The sequence below is a fragment of the Haloarcula sp. MBLA0138 genome (assembly GCF_055632455.1).
The window spans coordinates 71,485-91,477 of sequence record NZ_JBVMVU010000003.1 but is presented as its reverse complement, the minus strand read 5'-3'; the positions used below and the strand labels follow the sequence as shown (position 1 = coordinate 91,477).

Annotated in this window: 10 protein-coding genes; 8 read left to right on the top strand and 2 right to left on the bottom strand. The window is 53.5% G+C overall.

Features of this window, described 5'->3' with window-relative positions:
* The first annotated feature begins 25 nt into the window (after positions 1–25).
* The 4 genes from ACV7JO_RS18105 (at position 26) to ACV7JO_RS18090 (ending at position 6,219) form a co-directional block, all read left to right on the top strand.
* A complete protein-coding gene (locus ACV7JO_RS18105) occupies positions 26–1,486 on the top strand; it encodes an AAA family ATPase (RefSeq protein ID WP_470356262.1) in 1,461 nt (486 codons plus the stop codon).
* Positions 1,487–1,783: 297 nt separating this feature from the next.
* The gene (locus ACV7JO_RS18100) at positions 1,784–4,450 is read left to right on the top strand and encodes an McrB family protein (RefSeq protein ID WP_470356261.1); all 2,667 of its coding nucleotides are present in this window, start codon (positions 1,784–1,786) and stop codon (positions 4,448–4,450) included.
* Positions 4,443–5,729, top strand: a complete 1,287-nt coding sequence (locus ACV7JO_RS18095) for an McrC family protein (protein WP_470356260.1) — start codon at positions 4,443–4,445, stop codon at positions 5,727–5,729. The genes ACV7JO_RS18100 and ACV7JO_RS18095 overlap by 8 nt, the downstream gene beginning before the upstream one ends.
* Before the next feature lie 103 nt (positions 5,730–5,832).
* Positions 5,833–6,219 (top strand): hypothetical protein, encoded by a 387-nt coding sequence (locus ACV7JO_RS18090; RefSeq protein WP_470356259.1) that lies wholly within the window; start codon positions 5,833–5,835, stop codon positions 6,217–6,219.
* Between the two features lie 696 nt (positions 6,220–6,915).
* On the opposite strand, the gene ACV7JO_RS18085 is transcribed toward ACV7JO_RS18090, so the two are convergent.
* On the bottom strand, positions 6,916–8,205 hold the full coding sequence (locus ACV7JO_RS18085; RefSeq protein WP_254526191.1) for an orc1/cdc6 family replication initiation protein: 1,290 nt from the start codon (positions 8,203–8,205) through the stop codon (positions 6,916–6,918).
* A 643-nt stretch (positions 8,206–8,848) separates the two neighbouring features.
* Here ACV7JO_RS18085 and ACV7JO_RS18080 point away from each other — a divergent pair.
* Positions 8,849–10,000, top strand: coding sequence for a competence protein CoiA family protein (locus ACV7JO_RS18080; RefSeq protein ID WP_470356258.1), 1,152 nt, complete (start codon positions 8,849–8,851; stop codon positions 9,998–10,000).
* Between the two features lie 54 nt (positions 10,001–10,054).
* On the opposite strand, the gene ACV7JO_RS18075 is transcribed toward ACV7JO_RS18080, so the two are convergent.
* Complete coding sequence (locus ACV7JO_RS18075) at positions 10,055–10,987, bottom strand: hypothetical protein (protein WP_470356257.1); 933 nt, start codon at positions 10,985–10,987, stop codon at positions 10,055–10,057.
* A 178-nt stretch (positions 10,988–11,165) separates the two neighbouring features.
* On the opposite strand from ACV7JO_RS18075, the gene ACV7JO_RS18070 reads away from it, so the two are divergent.
* The 3 genes from ACV7JO_RS18070 (at position 11,166) to ACV7JO_RS18060 (ending at position 19,973) form a co-directional block, all read left to right on the top strand.
* Positions 11,166–13,757, top strand: a complete 2,592-nt coding sequence (locus ACV7JO_RS18070; RefSeq protein ID WP_470356256.1) for a protein NO VEIN domain-containing protein — start codon at positions 11,166–11,168, stop codon at positions 13,755–13,757.
* A 95-nt stretch (positions 13,758–13,852) separates the two neighbouring features.
* Positions 13,853–16,546 carry a DUF1156 domain-containing protein gene (locus ACV7JO_RS18065; protein ID WP_470356255.1) on the top strand — a complete coding sequence of 898 codons (2,694 nt, stop codon included), beginning with the start codon at positions 13,853–13,855 and terminating at the stop codon, positions 16,544–16,546.
* Between the two features lie 190 nt (positions 16,547–16,736).
* On the top strand, positions 16,737–19,973 hold the full coding sequence (locus ACV7JO_RS18060; RefSeq protein WP_470356254.1) for a DUF499 domain-containing protein: 3,237 nt from the start codon (positions 16,737–16,739) through the stop codon (positions 19,971–19,973).
* The last annotated feature ends 20 nt before the right edge of the window (positions 19,974–19,993 follow it).

The window sequence follows — 19,993 nt, the reverse complement described above, 5'->3', positions numbered from 1 at the left end:
GTACAGAGGGAATCCTCGTGAGCCGATGAAACTCCTCAACACCGTACTCTCCGTCATCATCTTCCTCGGTATATTCGCCACCATCGAGTACGTGACCTACCGAGTCATGGAGCGAGATCACAAGAAGCGGAGCATATACCGGCTGTTCTTTATGATTGGTTGGTCGGCGTTGGCGCTTATTCATATGTGGGTGGTCGCTCCCTGGCTCAATCTCCCTCCAACCGCTGTAGTCGCACTCGGGCTCGGGATTTTGATTGTCTTTGTCGCAGGGGGCATTGGCCTCCCCGTGTTCAAGTCAGTGGATGCCATCGGACTCTATCCATTCGCGCTGGTGTATGAGATATTCGTCGTCCTGTTGCTTTCCGCAGAGGCTGTGTCATGGGCTGCTTCTTCTCTTCCAGTTCCTCAGTTTAGATTCTTCTCGGCAGTCGTTCCAGCTGACGTTCGGATACAGGCGGCTCTCGGATTGGTTGTTTCTGCCTCGATCGTCTCGGCGTTGTACTACAATCCCCGAAGAGAAAACGGGTACTACTACGCTACTGGCCGTCATGTAACGCCGAACGTCGATTACGACAAGTTCAGACAGATCCAGCGAGAGGGTGAGAGAGCTCGGGATGGGGCGGACTCGTCGAATGTTACCAGCTCAGACAAGACTCAACGTCACTCCCAGACCTCCAGGGCACCAGCGAAAGCAGCTACCGACGAATTCGAGTACGACTGGATGAACTCAGAGATTGGCTTCAACGACGTTGGGGGCTACTACGAAGTTAAGCAGCGGCTCACAGACGAGGTTCTACAACCAATTCATGCAGCGACCCAGGGTGACGAACGCTTCGACCGTTTCGGAATCGAGCCGTCACGCGGGATTCTCCTCCACGGACCGCCAGGAACTGGGAAGACTCTGTTTGCTCGAGCGCTAGCAGGAGAACTCGCTGTCCCGTTCGTCGAGTTAGGTCCTGCTGACATCACGAGTAAATGGATCAACGAGGGTCCGCAACGAGTTCGCCAGTTGTTCGAAGAAGCTGAGTCGGTTGGCCCTTGTGTGATCTTCCTCGACGAAGCCGAACATCTCCTCGGCGGTCGCGATGTCGGCGCCGGCGGAGCTCACGCTGAAGACCGGAAGATTACGAGCGAACTTCTGGTTCACCTCACTGCAGACGATCGAACGGCCATCGTTGTCGGAGCAACGAATCGCCCAGAAGACATCGATCCAGCGATTCTTCGACCAGGACGATTAGCCACGCATATCGAGATTGGTCTTCCCGAAGAGGAGAGTCGTCATGCGATTTTCCAGTCGAAACTACAGGGGGTTCCGCACGACCTCACGGGCGATGATTTTGCAGATCTCGCAAGGCGGAGTCGCGGTCTCAGTGGTGCAGATATCGAAGAAATCGTCACGAAAGCGAAGCGGAATGCGGCGACGCGAGATGCCGACAGGGTTTCTCTAGAAGACTTCCCGAGTATCAAGGACTCGATGTCACAGTAGGTCATCCTCCACTAACCGCAACTCCACAAGTCGCGTGTCTGGCGATGTCGACTGGACCGATTCTGCATCAGACGACGATTCTGCCGTCGGGTTCCAGTGAGATTTAGTCGAGGGAAACAAAGATTCCATTGCGGTTAGTTACCCCACAAAACCAAACAAGTTCTGATCCGTGGGGTAACTTTTGTGAGAGCGAATATGCCCTCATTCCCTGAAGAGATATTCTAGCCAACGAGACTCTGTTCGGGAGATTATGAGTAGCGAAACTGATATTTGAGTAGGGTATCATCTCATCCGTAGATGCCGAGCTTTCTCAAAATTCAGGGGTTCGTGTTCGATACGCAGGCACTGAAGGATGCGTATCTAGCGGTTCCACCTGCGGCGCGATCGTCCAACAAGGGGTACGATGAGGCAGCGCTCGAAGCGCTGATCCGGTATTTTGCTGACTGGTGGCCTGCTCGTGAAGAGTCATTAATGGCACAACCAGAAGAGACGTTGGAGTCCTTGTCCGGCGATGAAAAGAGAGAGCTCTACAACGAATTTACCAAGCGGTTAGCCAGGAATCTCGAAGAGCAGTACAGCAGAGATATTGATCAAGAGAAATTTGAGGGGTTTCTCCACCGAATCACACAACAACCTGTACCGAAGCCACTTGGAACGTTCTTCTTACGCTGGTTGTGGCGGTTTTCGAAGCAGTTGCATGAGTACGACCAAACGCTGTTTTCTGGCACAGAGCAGCTCGAAAGCTCTGGTGATCCAGATATCGAAAATCCTGACGAGGTCGGACTAATCCCAGCAATCCATCGCCTTCCTGGAGAATACCTGGAGACGAAGCACGCTCAGTACGAGGGTGATATCAAAGTCAATCAGATCCGGTTCAGCGCACTGGAAAGGATCCGGCAACAGGGTTCGTTGTCAGAAGAAGATCTGCAGACGTTCGTGGATGAAGAGAATACAAAGTATGACACTGACATCATGCGGGCGTTCGATTCATTCAGCGTTCTCGGTCAACTGTACTTCGACTATTTCCGCCCGCGTGTCAGTGCATATTTAGACGATATTACGAGCGCTCTGATTGAGGAGGTGGGAATTGACGAAAGTACGGCTCACATCGTCGATTTCCTCGCCCCTCGAAATATCCTTAGTGACGACGCCTGGTTTGCGATCTATCCCGAAAGCCGTGGGAGCAAGGGCAACGCGTACCAGTTGTTCATGGGGATTCAGTGGGACGGTGTGCGGTACGGGTTGTACGTTGGAGACGAACTACGTGAAGATGGATGGCAAGACCGAGTCGATATTGAGACCATCACCGAAACCGACGCGCTGACGCTGGATCTCTTGATCGACAAATTCGACGAAGTGCTGCCGGAGTACTATCGGTTGAATGAGATTCAGAGTGTTGACCCACCAGAACGGCCGCCAGAGGACGTGGTTGAGACGGTAACGCGACAGTTGGAGTCTGCAAAGCAGGTCGTGTTCTATGGACCACCGGGAACGGGTAAGACGTTCGAGGCGAAGCGTTTTGCCGATTGGTGGGTGTTCGACCAGAGCGACGGGAAGCCGCGCGATGAGCAGGTTGCGTCCGTAACGTTCCATCCCTCGTTCTCGTATGAAGACTTCATTGAGGGGCTGACTGCTGAGGCCACAGAAGGAGGCGACGTCCAGTACCAGATCGAAGACGGGGTGTTGAAGCGTGTCGCGGAACGGGCTCAAAAAGCGTACGACCAAGCACAGGAGTCCGCCTCGGCCTCGGACGGATTTAGTGAGTCTGGAAACGCACCCCCGTATGTTCTCATCATCGACGAGATCAATCGCGGGAATCTCGCCCAAGTGTTCGGAGAGGTCATCACGTTACTTGAGGCAGACAAACGCGGGAGCTTTGAGGTTTCATTGGCTCACTCTGGTAAACAGTTCTCGCTGCCGCCTAATCTATACGTGATTGGAACCATGAACACAGCCGATCAGTCGATTGCGCTGGTGGATACAGCACTTCGCCGGCGCTTCCGATTCGTGGATTTCCCTCCAGATCTCAATGTGGTCTGGCAGGAATACAACATGGAGGCGAACTCACCGACCGTTGCAGTGACGCAGCCAGGCGCTGCAGGCTCTCGCAGAGAACAATTGTTGGGCGCAAGTGTAGAGGCGATATCGGAGCTGAATAAGCGGATTCTGCATGCACCTGAGCTTGGGAAAGGCAAGCAGCTCGGTCACACCTACTTGCTTGGACATGATTCAGCAATAGACGTCGTCGACGCATGGCGGTACGATATCCTTCCGCAACTGGAGGAGTACTATTTCGGCCAATTCGACCGGCTTCAGAACGACCTTCTCACCGAAACCGGCGAACGCCTCATCGATTGGGAGACAGAACAGATTCGGTCATTCGATGCCGAGTCGTTGTATATCGCGCTATGCCAGATTGCGCGAATCAGCGACCCGATCCCGCTTATTGATACATCAGAGGTAGTGGTTTCCGACGGAGACGGTACATCGGTCGAGGCTCAGGATTCCTGGGCTGCCGGCGAGAAGACACAGGAAGCATTTCGAGAGCGTATACGAAGCAATTTGAATTCGGAAGCCGCAGAACGGGTCGAACGGCTGTTGGACATCGGTGAGGACCTTGGATGGGTTGATACTGGCCGGGGAGATCAATTCCCAACAGCCCAGCTCAAAACAGACGACATTGATCCTGGTGTCGGCGTGATTCAACTCAATCAGGACGGGGAAATCGATTTCCGATGGGACTGGCTTTCGGGTCGCGAAGAGAATTCGCTCACTCCAGAATTCATAGATGATGCTGCATCCGTATTTGATGAAATCGACGGATATGCACACACATGGAATCCTGATGAGGAAGAGTTCGAATCACCGACGCTCGATGTCACCACGTTAACCGACGAAGAGATGGACGCATTGGTTGAGGGGCTCCAGTCCTTCGCTCAACAGGCGGCAAACCAAGATGAGTGAGTTTGCTGTCAGCCACTTCGGACCCGTAGTTGACTCTACATCGAAGGATGAAACGATTCCACCGTCAGACCCGATCTCGCTAGAGGAACACGACCAAACAATTCCATTTGAGATTGGTGAAGAAGATATTGCCTTTCTAGAACAACTTGAGGAGGAGTGTACGCCAGCACCGCTCTCCGTATCATATACAAGCGAGGGACAAGCGGTACTTTCTACGGGCTCGCATGTTGGTGTGTTGACCCTCCCAAGCGGAACGCAGGTGGAGGTAACACCGAAACGGTCCGTCACTAACCTACTCTGGGCACTGCAATATGCCTTCGATACCCCTGTCGAGTCAATTGATGTCGAGACAGAGTTTAGTGCTGCATCGACCTTTTTCGATGCAATCGCTGTATTGTTCCTCAGTGAGCTACGGACTGTTCTCGACCGAGGACTGCATCGGGAATACGTTAGGACGAACTCGGTTCGAGAGCACGTCACCGGTCGAATTGACGTCCAACGACAGCTCCGGCGATCGATAAGTGCACCAACGGACTTTGCGATCGAGCACGATGAGTTCACGGCGGATTCTGAATTGAATCGTGCTGTACTCACAGCGACTCGAGTCCTCACTCGTTTGGTTCGAGATTCAGACCTCGCCAGCAGTCTCCGTGTTCAGGAGCAGCGGCTCCGGCAGTTTGTAACCCCTTCGTCAGTCTCAGTGGAGGCAGTAGAACGAATCGAGCTGTCGCGACTGAATGACCATTACGAGACTCTGGTAGACCTGACTCGGACTGTTTTGACACGTGATTTCTTCGAGGATGTTAGTGCTGGATCACAGCGGTCACTCGCTCTCTTCGTGAATATGAATTATATTTTTGAACGGATCGTAGAACGGGCATTTCGGGAGGCAGCGAAGGAACACGGTGATTTGGTCGTGGAAGGGCAAGCGTCAATTCAAAACATCGTAGATGGACCACATGCCGTCTCGATGCGTCCTGATGTCGTCGTCAGAGATCGCGAAGGAGCCCCGATTACGGTTATAGACGCGAAATGGAAGACAGGTTCTGTTTCATCTGGAGACGTGTACCAGTTGACCTCCTATATTCTTGCGATGGAGACTGACGGAGCGCTGGTTTTCCCAGGACATCGAGATCGAGGATCAGAACAATCGAGGGTGTTAGACGAATTCAGACTCCGCTCGAGAACCATTTCCACAAATGCGCCTGTTTTTTCCTACGACGATTATATCGACGCGCTCGAATCAAGTGCATCTGATTATCTCGTCGAAGTACTGTAGTTACAGGTCCTGCGTCACCGGGGAGAGCTTCTTCGTTTGGACCTGAGAGAGCTACTTTGAGTTACCCCACAGGTTGATATCTATCGCCCACTGTGGGGTAACTATGGGAGAAGAGGAGTCAACGAAACCACTAGCGCCCGATCTTCCGAAGTATCTTCGCGAGCCACTGGAGAAGCAATCGTCGGAGCGGCTCGAAGAGGTTGCGTCGTACGCGACCGAGTTGGCGAGATGGAAACGGCAGCAACGCCAAGATGAACTCGAACGTCGGCGGGCTGAAGAAGAAGTCGACGAGGAGGACCTCGAGGAGCTGGAAGAACGTGAGATATCGACAGATCCTGAGGATTACGATGATGTCCCTGCTAGTGGGGCCTACATCACGGTGAAGACAACGAAGCAGACCGGGGAGAGAAGTTATCGGTACTACTACTGGCAGTGGCGAGAGGGCGATTCGTGGAAGAACGAGTACATCGGACCGGTTAATCCAAGGTGAGAACAAGTTTGATCAGGCCGGAAACCGGGACCCTCTCCCCCCGTCATCGATGTGTAAAACCGTGAGAAGGGGGCGGGGGGAGAAGACGAGATCATGCGAAAACGGACGGAACAGCCGCAGAGGCGGACGAGAGGTCGTGAGACTCCAGAAATAACATCTCTAGAAGTTATGACTCTAGTCTGACGAAGTTTTATGTAACCTCCGGGTTAACCAGAACCGCAATGGACCTAGAGTGAGTGTCAGGTGGGGTAGTGTTCCAGCTGACCGAACGAGATCAAACACTCTGAATGGCTGGTGTTCTACACCCTTCTTTCCTTGCTATCACTAGCGTTAGACGCTCTCTGTCTGATTGAGACCGTTCGATCTGTCGTCTCTACCCGTCCTTCATCGGTGATTTACACATCGATGACGGGGGGAGGGGGTTGCGGTATGGACTCGAGGTAATTCTTCGGGGAACTCTTCCCCTTCGTTTGGACGAAGGCACTTTCAGATATCAGTAGAGTCTGATAGGAGTGCTCTGCACGATTGGTGACTTGGACTCTGCGTTCACTAATACCGAACGCCCTTGCTCGATTTCGTGGAATTAGTCACTGCATCGAAATCAGTTACACTTCGATGACGGGGGGAGGGGCCAGGAACTTACATATCGACGAGGGGGGGTGTGTCTACACTCATACTCCGTGAAAACTGCCAACCTCAGTTCTGGTGGAAGTCCTTCAGCTGTGCGTTGACCACCGTTCGGAGAAGTTCCTCCTGTTCGGCAATACTCTCCAATCGGGTGTCCTCCGTGATCCGTTTCATGATTCCCGTGGGGTCACCCGTGAAGGTGAACTCCATGTACATCCCACCACCGCGACCTCGACTCTTCCTCGATGTCGAAATCAATCCGTACGTGGAAAGCTCCTTGACGTACTTGACGTATGTCTCCCGAGTCATCTGATCCGCGTCGAGTTCGTCAGTCACCCACTGATACACCTTGAATCCGACAGGGCTCGGAACCGAACTCCCTGAACGCTTCGAGTAATGCGCGACGGCGGCAGTGGCGTACAGCGAGATCTTTTTCTGCGTCGTGAGCCCCTCGACGAGCTTCAGCGAACGGTCCTTGTCGATCTCTTCCTGAGACTCGCGGACGTGGTGTTCGTCGACGCCGTCATCACCACGCTCGTCGGCGAGGTCGCCGGCGCCACGGAACAGGTCGATGGCCTTCCGAGCGTCCCCGTGACTCTGCGCTGCGAAGGCAGCGACGAGTGGAATCACGTCATCGGAGAGCGCATCCGGTCGGAAGGCGTCGCGACGATTCTGGAGTATCTCGCGCAACTGGTTGGCATCGTAGTCCGGGAAGTAGACGTCCCGTGGGTTGAACGAACTCTCGGCTCGGCCGTCGATGTCCTCCATGAACTTCGGATCGTTCGTCAGCGCCGCGACGGAGACTCTGCCCTCGATCTCATTCGTGTTGCTGGCTCGCGAGAGCTGGTAGAGTAACTTCGAGTAGGCGGGTTCGTCGTTAGCGCGCCGTCCGACCAGGAGGTCGATCTCGTCGAGGATGAAGATGACCGAGTCGTAGTGGGTGTTGATGAGTTCGTAGAGGCGTCGGTACTTGCGCTTCGTGGACACGCCAGTTTCGGGTACGCCCACTTCCGCGCCGACGTCTTTCGCGACTGTCTGGACGAGTTCGTAGACTGCCTGGTCGAGGGTGTTGATCGGCTGGCAGTTGATGTCGACGACACCGAAGCTCTCACCCTTCGATTTGCAGAGCTCGACGATCTGCTGTGTCACGGCGCCGATGATGAGCGACTTCCCAGTACCGGCAGGTCCGTAGAGAAGCATATTCGGCGGTCGGTTTCCTTGCAGTGTCGGCTTCAGGAACGACACGACCGATTCGAGTTGGTCGTCGCGACCGACGATCCGTTCTTCGTCGATGATGGTGTCGGGCTCGACGAGGTCACGGTTGACGAAGACTGACCCGCCACCGTCCTCGTTGAGCATATCCCGGATCGACTGCTGTGTACTTCCGTCAGCGTCGTCTTCGGAAAGATCGATAGACGCGTTGTCGGCAGCAGTATTGTCCTGAGTGGCGTCGGACGTGTCTTCTGTCTGTGATTGCGTTGCTTCATCTTCCAACGTAGATTGATCAGTGCCACCCTGATTGCTGCCGGCCATACTTCTGCTGTGTGACGGAGGTATTAAAAAGATTAACCTCCGTCGATGTATATCTCTCGGCGTCATTTGGGCTACTCCTCATATTCGGCATTCTGGGCTATCTCGGCTCAATACCGGTAACGAAGTACATTGCGATGGTCCATCCCCCCGTGTTCGATGTGTAACAGCGAGCGACTCGGCTGGAATTCGATACCACTGTGATATTGTAGTTCAAGTAATCTGTCAGCCGCACCCCCCGTCATCGATGTGTAACTCACACATCTCCTGCAGTCCTCGACTGGAATCTTCCCCACACGTGCCGCACCCCCCGTCATCGAAGTGTAAAAGTCGACTCCTGCATATAGATCTACGGCTCAACCGGTGCTGGAAGATAGTACGTTGCGACCGATTGCGGGTGATACCATCGCGGCGCATGTCGCAGAAACTGTCTTTACGTCTGCCAAGTAACCTATTCCCTAAAACGAGTCTGATGCCCTACTTAGCCCTCCTCGACGACACTCGAGTCATTCCTCCACAAGTAGACGATGGAGAGACCGTCTCCTGCCCTGTCTGCGAACAACCGATGGCCGTAGTGAAATCACACGAACGGGGGAACGCCTTCATTTCTCGGCATTTTCGTCACCACGAACAGGAACAGAGGTCTGAGATCTCTACAAAATCAGGGCAGGTCACGTTCGATGATCTCGCCACGACCGGCGAGTGTCCTGGTGAGTCAGATGAGCATCTGAAGATGAAGTCAATCGCCTATGCTCGTCTCGAACACGATTTCCCCGACGCCACAGTAGAGTTGGAATCGGGCGTCGGTGACCGAATTGCTGACGTATTGGTGACCTTCGACGAGCCCTGTCATCCGTATGGAAAGGGAATTGCTGTGGAGGCCCAGTATCGAAATCACGGAAAGGATATCGAGGCGGTCACGGACCATTATCTCGACCGGGAGTACAGTGTCGCATGGCTCGATGAAGCCGACTTCACAGAGTACGACGTAGATCTCTCCGGTATGCTGACCGTCTGGCCCTACGTGCTTCCGAGTAGGACTGGAACCGAAGGCTATCCCGACGTGACGAGATGGCTCTGGCAGGAGAAGTCGGTCTCTGTGTCTATGGAAGTCCCAATCCCTGGTGAGTTCTGGGCCTCATTCGACAAGTCCGGAGAGTGGGTAACCGTCGCACAGCGCCGGATTCGTCAGAAGGGACGGGCGTGGGTGACGATTTCTCGCTCACCAACAGGGAATCTCACCTTCCAGCTCGGAAAGAAAGACTGGGGATGGAATGCAGATACGCATCGAGTCACGGTCCAGCTCGAACAAAGCGATTGTGCGGAATTACGGTCCTTTGTAGAGACACTCCAGCCGAAAGCGTTCGGTCAAGAACGTCCATCGGAGGCAGAGCGCGAACACCCTTGGCACGACCTCACCACCGCTTGGCTAGCAGGATCTCCCCGAGTAACGGCGTGGCTTTCAGCATCCCTCTCTCCAGATGGGGACGTCGTCCTCTCTCTGGGGAAGAAACATCCCAAGGAAACCGACCGTGTCACGGTTCAGGTCGATGAGTCCGTTGTCCCTGCGCTCCGAGAATTAACCGAACTGCTCGAGACAGCCTTCGAAATAGAATCGGGATGACCTCCAGATTACACCACAGCGTTCCACACGACAACTTCCATATTTATCGCCGACTCACAAGGACTCTCGCACGATATTGTCGAACTCGATAAGGATGGACTCGGGAACGAATTGCTCGAAAGTCACGCTTCCTTCGCTGAACCTAACCGTCACTCGAGGATGTAATGGCTCGCCATCTTCTGGGGACTGGACTACAGTCGGTACCGATACGAGACCTGTCGCAGCGGCGAGTTCTGTATCACCACGGCGGACCAGATCCTCGACGATCGGGTCGTGACGGACGTCGGAGACGCGTTCTCCATCCGGCTCCTTCGAACGAACTTCGATTTCTCTTGTGTTATCCTGTGAATTGAGGTTCCGGAGTTGGAGCGTCGAATATCCATCTACGCACGCGTCCTCGAATCGGCCTCGGATTCCGGCATCGAGAAACGAAATTCGTTCTGCTCCAGCCATCTCATAGTACTTCGACACAGCGCTGGCTGTGGCATCTGCAGTCTCTGCATCGCCGGCGCGCACTGCGAGAAGTTGCGACCTGGATTTGAACGTCGCGACGGTCGTCTCCCGGTCGTCAGGGGCGAGTGTGAGCTGTGTTTGTGACCCCGTTTCCGGCACCTGGCAGACGACGTAGATACGGTCGTGGTCCCTGATTGCTGTCTCGACATCAGGGCCGTACGCTCCAGAGGAACTCTCGTTATTGCTTCGTCCGAGGGCGTCATCGGAGGAGAGTCGGTGCAGGCCGTCGACCCGATAGTAATAGACGGTGGGTTCGCCGGCGAATCTGAGCTCGGAAGCGGCTCGCCGGAGTTCGACCTCGGATAGCTCGTCGAGGAAACTCTCGAAATTCTTGTCGTCGACGTCGATGGAGATCTCGGCTGCCTGGAGGACACGCCGGCGGGCCGCTCGTGTCGGAAGAGCCTGTATGAGTTCTTGCGGTGAGGCTTCGTTCTGAGTAGGGTCAACAGGGAGGTCGATATCTGAATCAGACACGTTACTACCTGTCGTGGTGTGGCCGTTGGAAGTTATATGTTAAGAACATCTGATTTACCACCAATAGATGGATGCCAGCAATCCAGACGAATTAGTCCGGAACATACGAGAACAATATTTGGCTGATTCACCTGATCTGGTGAGGACGAGTCTTCACGGTCACTCGAATGTCGTCCAGATGAACTTCGCCTCGACGTATTTCCCGCTCGAATTCATCCAGAACGCAGACGATGAGGGTGCCAGTGCTGTTCGTTTCCAAATCCGCAAGATCGACGGAGACTGGTGCTTAGAAATTCTCAACAACGGGCGTGAGTTCACCGACAGTGCACTCGCGGGCCAGGATGGAGATGCCGGTGACGTCAAGGACGACGTAACTGGACTGTGTGCCGCTGGCGTCTCACCGAAGCATCCTCGTGACCACATCGGCTTCATCGGAGTGGGGTTCAAATCGATCTTCGAGATCAGTCAATGCGTCGAGGTTCACTCTGGTCAATTCCACTTCTCGTTCGATAGAGAACGTGCGGAGGAGCACGGTGATGAGATTCCTTGGAGAGTCGTCCCCTGGAGTTGTAAGCCTACGGAGGAGACAGAGGTTCCCACGAAGATTGACGGAACCGAGTATACTACACGGTTTGTCGTCAGGCTGGATGAACGGGGCCAGCAACTGCTTTCCGACGACGAACTCTTTGAACCACTCCGGAGCGAAAACATCGACCGACGTGTGTTTCTCTTCTTGAAGGACGTACGTGAGCTATCTATCGATGATGATTACTCGGACAGCTCACGGCGTATTAGTCGGACAGACGAGGTTCGTGATGATGGATTAGCCTCCTCCGTTGAGAAAGCAAGACAGGGGTTTCCCAGTTCAAAACAGGAAATAATCAGAAACAAGGCAGACGCGCAGTTCGATCCCATCGAAATTGTAGAACTCGAGGAGACGTTAGTGGATGGGACGACGGAGGCGGATACGTGGGTACTGTTCAAACATCTCTGGGAGGTGCCGGATAGTATTCAGAACGATCCGAAGACTGAGCAGTATATGCGAGCGGGTGTGGACTATCGTGAGGTGTTCATCGCCTGTATCGTAGACGAAGATGGTGGGTTCGCCCGGCCAGAAAGCGGGACACTGCATACCGGCGTATTCAGCTATCTTCCTCTCAAAGAACTCGAGACTGACTTTGACTTTCTCGTTCATGCGGACTTCCTCACGCCTGCTGACCGACAAACGATCAAACAAGAGCTTCCCTGGAACCGCGAGATTGCGCAGGGCGTAGTCGGGTGTGCGAAGGATGTCCTCGATGTCGTTGCCGGCCACGACGATTGGTGGACAGACCTTGGCGTATTCGTTCCAGAAGGACAGGGAGATACATTCGTAACGACGGAAATCGTCGACAAAATCCACGAACACGTCGAGAACTCGAAACTGGTTCGGGATCAGGCGGGTCAGCGAATCGAACTTGACGACTGCCAGGTGGTTGACGAACACATTCGCGAAGCTTTCGACGCTGATCAAGTAGAGGAAGCGGGAGCTGCCCGTCCCATTCACGAGGAACACGAAGATATCTACCGGACGATCAAGGGACGGAGCTCACTCGGACTTCATGACTTCCTGCAGAACCACGAGGTAACCTCCCCTCTCGGAGAACTCTCCGGCAACACTCGAACAGATACCTTCGAGAAAATCTATAACGGCCTCTCGACCAAGAGTTCGTGGAAGCAATCCAAGACCCTCAGCTCGACTGGTATTCCCCTTGAAGACGGAAGAGTCGTGGGCACCGATGATGTGGAACAGGTCTACCTTCCGCCTGCTGAGCTTGACCTGGGTGAGTTCGAAACTGCGAGCCCGCTACAAGAGGTCCGGTCCTCCCTGAATATCGTAGATAGTGACCTTGCCGAGCAAGAGGAGATTCGGTCGGTGTTGGATGGGAACGATGTGGAAGAATTGACCGAAGGAGCATTGATCGAAGAGTGGCTCCAGACCGTCAACTGGGAATCACTCTCGACGAACGATCGACACCTCGCAGCGGCAATTCTCTGTCGAGCATTCACTGACGGCGAGTGGGAAGTCGGTGAAGACCCGCCGCCCCTTCGACTACAATCTGAAGATGGCTCCTGGCTCTCGCCATCCGGACTTCTACTCGGTGAAGCCTACGCTCCGACTGTGGCAGACGATTCAGATGCTTCGAGTCAAGATCTCCAAGCTGCACCTTGGTTTACGACAGACACGGTGACCGAAAATCGCGGTATCTTCGCTGAAGCGGGCGCTTCCGCTCTTCGAACCGGTCCTCGATACGTGAGTGAAGCGTACCTCGAAATGTTCGACGAGCTCGATGCCGACGACTGGAGACCGTTCCTTCGGAAACTTGGAGTCGACTCGATACTCGATGAAAAACACACGATTGGAGCGCTGGGAGAGCTCTTCGTGAAACTGCAGCTGGAAGCGAAGCAAGGCGTCGATGTGAGGCAGGCGAAGATCGGTCGGGATTTGGATGTCGGCTCAATTGGTGATCCCGATGGGCAGATTATCGAAGTCAAGTCAACGGCAGAGTCGAAACAGGACTTCAATCTGAATACCACGCAAACGCAACTGCTCGAGAAGGAGTCAGACCGATATCGTGTGTACAGGGTGACCGAGGTCCTGTCGACAGACCCGATTGTTCGCTATGCAGATGCAGAGACGGCCCGTAGTGTGGGGACGTTCAAACTGGAGTTCTCGAGTAACGATTGGCAACGAGGCTCTTCACCAATGGAGACGAGGTCCTCCTACTGATAGCACTATCATCTCTGCTGGACTCCAACTTCGCGTGAGACCGGCGAGCGTAGTACCAGTTTTATATGTCTCTCGTGAAAATGGGGGGACATCAGATGTCTGAGCAGCAACAACGAGAGGAAGGGCGTCCTGAACTTCCCATCGAACGTGGGTTTCCGATTGAACGAATAAATGAGATTGCGGAGAAAGAGAGCCGGGCAAAAAAGCATTATCGTCCAATTTATACTATGCATAAATGGTGGGCACGTAGACCGGGATGCCTTTTCCGTGCCATCACACTTTATACTCTTCTTGATCGCCGGACTACTGTCGATGACGTCGATCTATATGAACCGGGCGAGAACCAAACACTCGGAACAAATGGTGTGAGTGTCGATGATCTTGTGAATAATATCGACGACGTCACTATGGAGAATCCAGAGTCCCTTTGGGACTACTATCCAAAAGATGTCCGGATAAAAAATAAAAAAATTCTCGACCCCTTCATGGGTGGAGGAACCTCTCTTGTAGAAGCTTCACGTTTCGGAGCGGAATCTGTTGGTATTGATTTAAATCCTGTAGCGTGGTTCGTTAACAAGAAACAGCTGGAAGCTTGGGAAACGCCTGTTGAGAAGATCGAAGATGCTCTTGATGAGATATCTGAACAGATCCGAGAGGAACTTCTCCAATATTATAAAACTCCCTGCCCAAACGGAGACCATCAAGCAGATGTTATGTATAATTTCTGGGTCAAAGAACTAAATTGTGTTTCCTGCAATCATACTGTTTCTCTATTCAAAGACTATCGTGTTGCGAAAGGGCGATATGATAATGATGATAAATATAATGTTCTTTGTCCCGATTGCGAACAGATCATCTTGGTCGATGACTGGAAATCAGAATGTACGTGCGATGCTACTGTAGAGGGCGCAAAATGCGGATATACGTTTATTCCTAAAAATGGAAATGTATCGCGTGGGAGTTACACCTGCCCCGAATGTGGACAGAAACATAGCATTTCGGACGCAGTCACAGAAAGAAATGGTTTTGATCTGAAGCCCTACGCGATCGAATATTATTGTACGCATTGTGACGATAAGGGATCCAGTCGAAGTGAATACAAAGGCTACAAGTCCATTGATCAGAGTGATCGAAATCTTATCAAAAAAGCCACGGAAGAATGGCACTCTAATGAAGATCTCCAACAATATGTTCCTAATGGTGAAATAAAGCCCGGTTGGTACACGGCATCGACTCAATTTAGCGGATCTGCTCCTGGAGCACATGATATATTTGAGCATGGTTATGAACAGTGGGTAGATCTCTATCATCCACGTCAACTTCTGTGTCTTAGCACACTATTGAAAGAAATAGATGACGTCGAAAATCAAACTATCAAAGAGTATCTCCTTCTTGCCTTTTCTGACTCTTTGATGTTCCAAAATATGTTCTCTATTTATAATATGCCTGCAAATAAGATTGAGGGAATATTCCGGATGAATGCATATGTTCCACAGACGGAAATTGTTGAAAACAACGTTTGGGGGACTAGAGCTGGTCGAGGTACATTCATCAACACCGTCGATAAGATGCTCTCGGGAGTCGAATATGCAAGTAATCCCACTGAAAGATATGTTGATGAAGACGGAAAATCCCAAGAAAGTGCACCGTTTGCACAGCCTATTGGGAAAAATAGTACGATATATCGAGGGGACATGCGCTCCATCACAGCCAAGGATGAATTTGATGCTGTGATTACTGACCCCCCGTACTACGATAACGTGATGTATTCCGAGCTAGCGGATTACTTCTATGCTTGGCAACGTCTACTTCTTTCAGAACATTACGACGAGTTCGAGCAAGAAAACACTCCAAGAAAAGAGAGCATAGTCGCCAATCCTGCAGAAAACAAAACTGTTGAAGATTTCGAGGCAGAGATTGGCGAAGCATTCGATACGATCTACGATGCGCTAAAAGAAGATGGATTCCTGGCGTTCACATATCATCATAGTGATGAAGAATCTTGGGGTGAACTTCTTGAATCGTTGTGTGAGAGTGGGTTTGAAGTAACAGCTACATACCCAATCAATTCTGATTTAGGCAAATTTATAGAGGCTAGAGAAGCAGTCGCGTTTGACATTGTTATTGTTGCGCGTCCGGTTACGGACCGTACTCCAATCTCATGGAATTCGCTTCGCAGACAAATCGTTCGGACTGCTCAAAGAACACGTGAAACACTGGAAGAAAGTCGTTCTCTATCCAGTGGTGATATCGGTGTAATTGAAATGGGGAAATGTTTCCAAGAATATTCCAAACATCACAATGAAATCCGTGGTTCGAGAGAAGGAATGACTGCTAAAGAGGTGGTGCAAGAAATTTACGGTATTATTCAAGAAGGCGACAGAGGAGAACAGGATGTATATCTCGATCTCCTTGAGGAATGGAAACCAAGATATGACGACCTGAACAAGCATCTGAAGAGGTCGGATGCTTCTGAAGAATCTATGAAGGATATGCGGCTATTCCGGATGGATGGAAATGATTTTGTTCTCAATGATTGGAAGGACGAGAAGCGTCAGGCCTACGTCCAGTCGAAGGTAGAAGAAGGAAACGGCGACATTACTACACTTGACAAGGCCCACTTCTTACGATATCGATATGAACACGATCGTTCCAGAGAAGAATACTTGAGTCAGTGGGATATCGACGAGCTCCAAGAGTTGTGTGAAGACATTGCTGCCATTACTGGAGATGAAACCTATCTGAAAATGTTGGGGGTTGACACGACTCTCTCTGAAATCTCCGAATAGTAGAACCCACACGGATTCTTCTGGTTGATGACTGTCAGATAGCCATTCGAAGGTCGTCTAGATAACAACATAGCTATGGTGCTAATCGAATTTTAGGATAAATTGTTATAGCTAATATTGGAAAATACTGCTGTATCTATCTTTCCGTTCCATACATTCATAAGAGAGTCCCCCATCGTGTCAGACATACATGAGCGCCGAAGGAACTCTTGACACGAGCATCGACGACGTACTGACGCTCAGTCAGGAACTCACCGAGGGTGATGGCCTGATTAAAGGCCAGATCCGTCTCTACGATGTTGACAGCGACGCAGATACGCTGGAATCCGACGCACGACGGTTCTTCGACCGCACGCTCCTGACCGGTGGACTCGAGGACTCCCTGAAGCGCCTCCGAGATACCCTCCAGGGGGAAGACAACAACCGTCTCCACGAGATGTACGGTCCCTACGGGACAGGTAAGTCCCACCAGATGGTGGCGCTCTACCACTGCTTCCAGTCGCCCGACGTCGTTGGCAACTGGGCCGATAGCCGGATCGAAGGTCTCGGTGACGCACTCCCTGACGACGCGCTCCCGATCGTCGTCTCGCTCCAGAAGGAACAGTATGACTACCTCTGGGAGCCCCTGTTCGAGAAACTCGACTACGAACCCGACGAAGACGATTACGACGACGAAGGTGGCTACCCGACGATCGACGTCATCCAGGACGCTGTCGGCGACCGAACAGTCGCGTTCTTCATGGACGAGCTGGAGGACTTCTTCCAGTCACTGAAGGGGGAGCGCAAAGGCGCGAACAAAGGCTTCCTCCAGGCGCTCTTCGAAACGACGACCCAGCCGAATACGGAACTCTTCGCGTTCGTCTCTGTCCTCCGCGAAGGCTCGGACGTCCACGATATCCTCTCTCGCGAGCCCGAGCGCGTCCAGGTCAATATGTCGAACCAGGTCGAGATCGAGGATGTCCTCCGCCACCGTCTCATCGACTCCATCGACGACCGTTCCGCGATGCGGTCGCTCGTTGACCAATACATCGAAGCCTACGCTGACACCGACTATGTCGATCTCCCCGATGGGCTTCGCGAGGACATGTACGACACCTACCCCTTCCACCCGATTCTCATCGACTCGCTGAAGACCCGGTACTTCGCGGAGACCCAATCGGGCGCGACCCGCGGGATGCTCTATCTCTTCGCGAAGGTCCTCGTCGACCGCTACCAGCAGACGGATCTCATCACTCACGGTGTGGTCGACGCCGTCGATTACAACGACGAGCTGGGGCGTATCAACGTCGAACACTCCCGGGCTGACCGCTGTTACGACGACATCGATGAACGCCTCGCCGACGCCGACATCACCTACGGTCGCCCCATCCTCAGCACGGTCCTCATCTATTCGCTCACACCTGGACTCGCAGAGGGCGCGACAACCTCGGACATCGTCATTGGAACCTACCACGCCGGCGACCGCATCAACGACATCATCGTCGACCTCGAACGCCTGCAGGGTGAGGTCTACCATCTCTGGCGTTCCGACGACCGCTACGTCATTCGTGAGGACGAGAACCCGCGCTCGCTCGTGCGCAACGCGGCTCGCGACGTCGGCGACGAAGATGCGATGGAGCTGATCGGCGATACGATCGAGAAGATCTTCGGCGCCGGCGCGCACGCCGTCGGCTTCAACGTCGACGACGAACTCGAGAGCGTACCAGACAGCCAGAATATCAAGACCGTCGTCAAAAATGGTCCGTGGGACGAGGACAGCGTCGCGGAAGTCATCATGAACCAGCCCGCTGGCCGGCAGTGGCGGAATACGCTGGTGTTCGTCCAGCCGAAGAATGGAAAGACGATCTCGACCACGTCCCAGCAGGAGAAGTTCCTCGGGAAAGCCAAGGAGGTCATCGGCGCAGAGATTCGGGCAGCCGATGAAAGTCTGGCCGAGGAGATCCGCGAGGAGATCGAAAAGCTCGGAGACGACTACGAGGAGGACCTTGCCGAGCGCTTAGAGAGCGCATACGGTGAGATCATCGACGGTGACGACCTGCTCAACGAGTTCGACTACGCGGCTGAGATGTCGCTGGATAACTTCGTCGCGACGGAACCCGTCCTCGACGCTGGCAACATCGCCGCAGCAGTCGAAGCGGACCCATTCGACCTTCAGCGTCACGTCTGGGATATCGTCCGGGACCGACTCGACAGCCGGTCCGAGATGACCATCGACGAGGTCTACGAGCAGTTCCTAATGGATCCGACGTATCCTATCCCCGGAAGCGTCGACAAGGTCAAGGACGCCGTCGAAGATGGACTCGATGACAAGCCAGTCCTCGCTCACGACGGAAGCGGATTCAAAGACGAACTCCGCGGTCTGAGCCCCGATACGGTTCTCGTTCTGGAGAGCGAGGTCGAGAAGTGGTCTACCGAAGAAGTTGAATCCGAGCTTCGGAGCCGGTTCGGTGCCGGAACGAAAGAGGTTGATCTGGGGACGTTCGAGCTCGACCTCCGCCAGCGCACGGATATCTGGATTCACGACCAGGACCCTGAGGACGCTGTCAAGATGGCTGCTGGACGGCTCGCGAACGCAGACCACTACGTCCTCATCAGCGGCAGTGAGATCCTCGACAAAGTTCGGTCGGACGCAACGCTTCGCGATGTCTCTGACGCTGAGACAATCGGGGCCAACGAGGTCCGAGCTCGCATCGAGGAAACGATTGCGTCCGCCGGCGAGGCCGACACGAGCCAAGTGCTCACGGCGATCCGCAACGATACTGAGGTGTACCTCCCGCAGGACGACACGGACTCTGCGTTCCGCAGTGCCGTGAGTACGCTTCTCTCCGATGACTACCGTATCAAGACTGGGGGAGACTACGTGAGCACGCTCGGAGACAGAAAAGCGACCTCGGTCGTCGTCGCTCCGATGGTTCCCGATGATATCGGCGACCAGATCCTGGAGTATATCGGCGACCTCGACGAGGAGGCCACGTTCCAAGTTCAGGATATCCAGCGCGAATGTGCCTCGGGGCAGGCAGAAGCAGCAGTCAAACACTTCCTGCTCGCCAACCTCGGCCAGGAAGACCCCCATTACGTCGTCGGAGCGACTGGCTCCGAAGATCCTGCAGACTGGTTCCCCGGTGCTGGTTTCCGCATTCCGCCAGAAGAAGGCTGGACCTTCGAGTATCAGGGTGACAGTCCCAGTGAGATGCGTCAGGAGTGGGACGAATCGCACGAGTCTGGCTCTGTCTCCTATGGCTCTCTTTCGTTCAACACGAATGGCGAAGATGCTGCACCAGGAGCGCTCCAAGGTGTCGCGACGTTCCAGCAGGCACATACTGATCTCCAGCTTGGACTCGGCCAGTCCCACGAGGTAGTTGCGGATATTCTGGAGAACATTCCTGAATCTGCCACTGGCATCGACATCACCATCCAGTTCGAGTGACGCGCATGTTGAAATACGAA

Coding starts and splice junctions, on each gene's coding strand:
- ACV7JO_RS18105 (WP_470356262.1), top strand. CDS start 26: ATGAAACTCCTCAACACCGTACTCTCCGTCATCATCTTCCTCGGTATA.
- ACV7JO_RS18100 (WP_470356261.1), top strand. CDS start 1,784: ATGCCGAGCTTTCTCAAAATTCAGGGGTTCGTGTTCGATACGCAGGCA.
- ACV7JO_RS18095 (WP_470356260.1), top strand. CDS start 4,443: ATGAGTGAGTTTGCTGTCAGCCACTTCGGACCCGTAGTTGACTCTACA.
- ACV7JO_RS18090 (WP_470356259.1), top strand. CDS start 5,833: ATGGGAGAAGAGGAGTCAACGAAACCACTAGCGCCCGATCTTCCGAAG.
- ACV7JO_RS18085 (WP_254526191.1), bottom strand. CDS start 8,205: ATGCTCAACGAGGACGGTGGCGGGTCAGTCTTCGTCAACCGTGACCTC.
- ACV7JO_RS18080 (WP_470356258.1), top strand. CDS start 8,849: ATGCCCTACTTAGCCCTCCTCGACGACACTCGAGTCATTCCTCCACAA.
- ACV7JO_RS18070 (WP_470356256.1), top strand. CDS start 11,166: ATGAACTTCGCCTCGACGTATTTCCCGCTCGAATTCATCCAGAACGCA.
- ACV7JO_RS18065 (WP_470356255.1), top strand. CDS start 13,853: ATGTCTGAGCAGCAACAACGAGAGGAAGGGCGTCCTGAACTTCCCATC.
- ACV7JO_RS18060 (WP_470356254.1), top strand. CDS start 16,737: ATGAGCGCCGAAGGAACTCTTGACACGAGCATCGACGACGTACTGACG.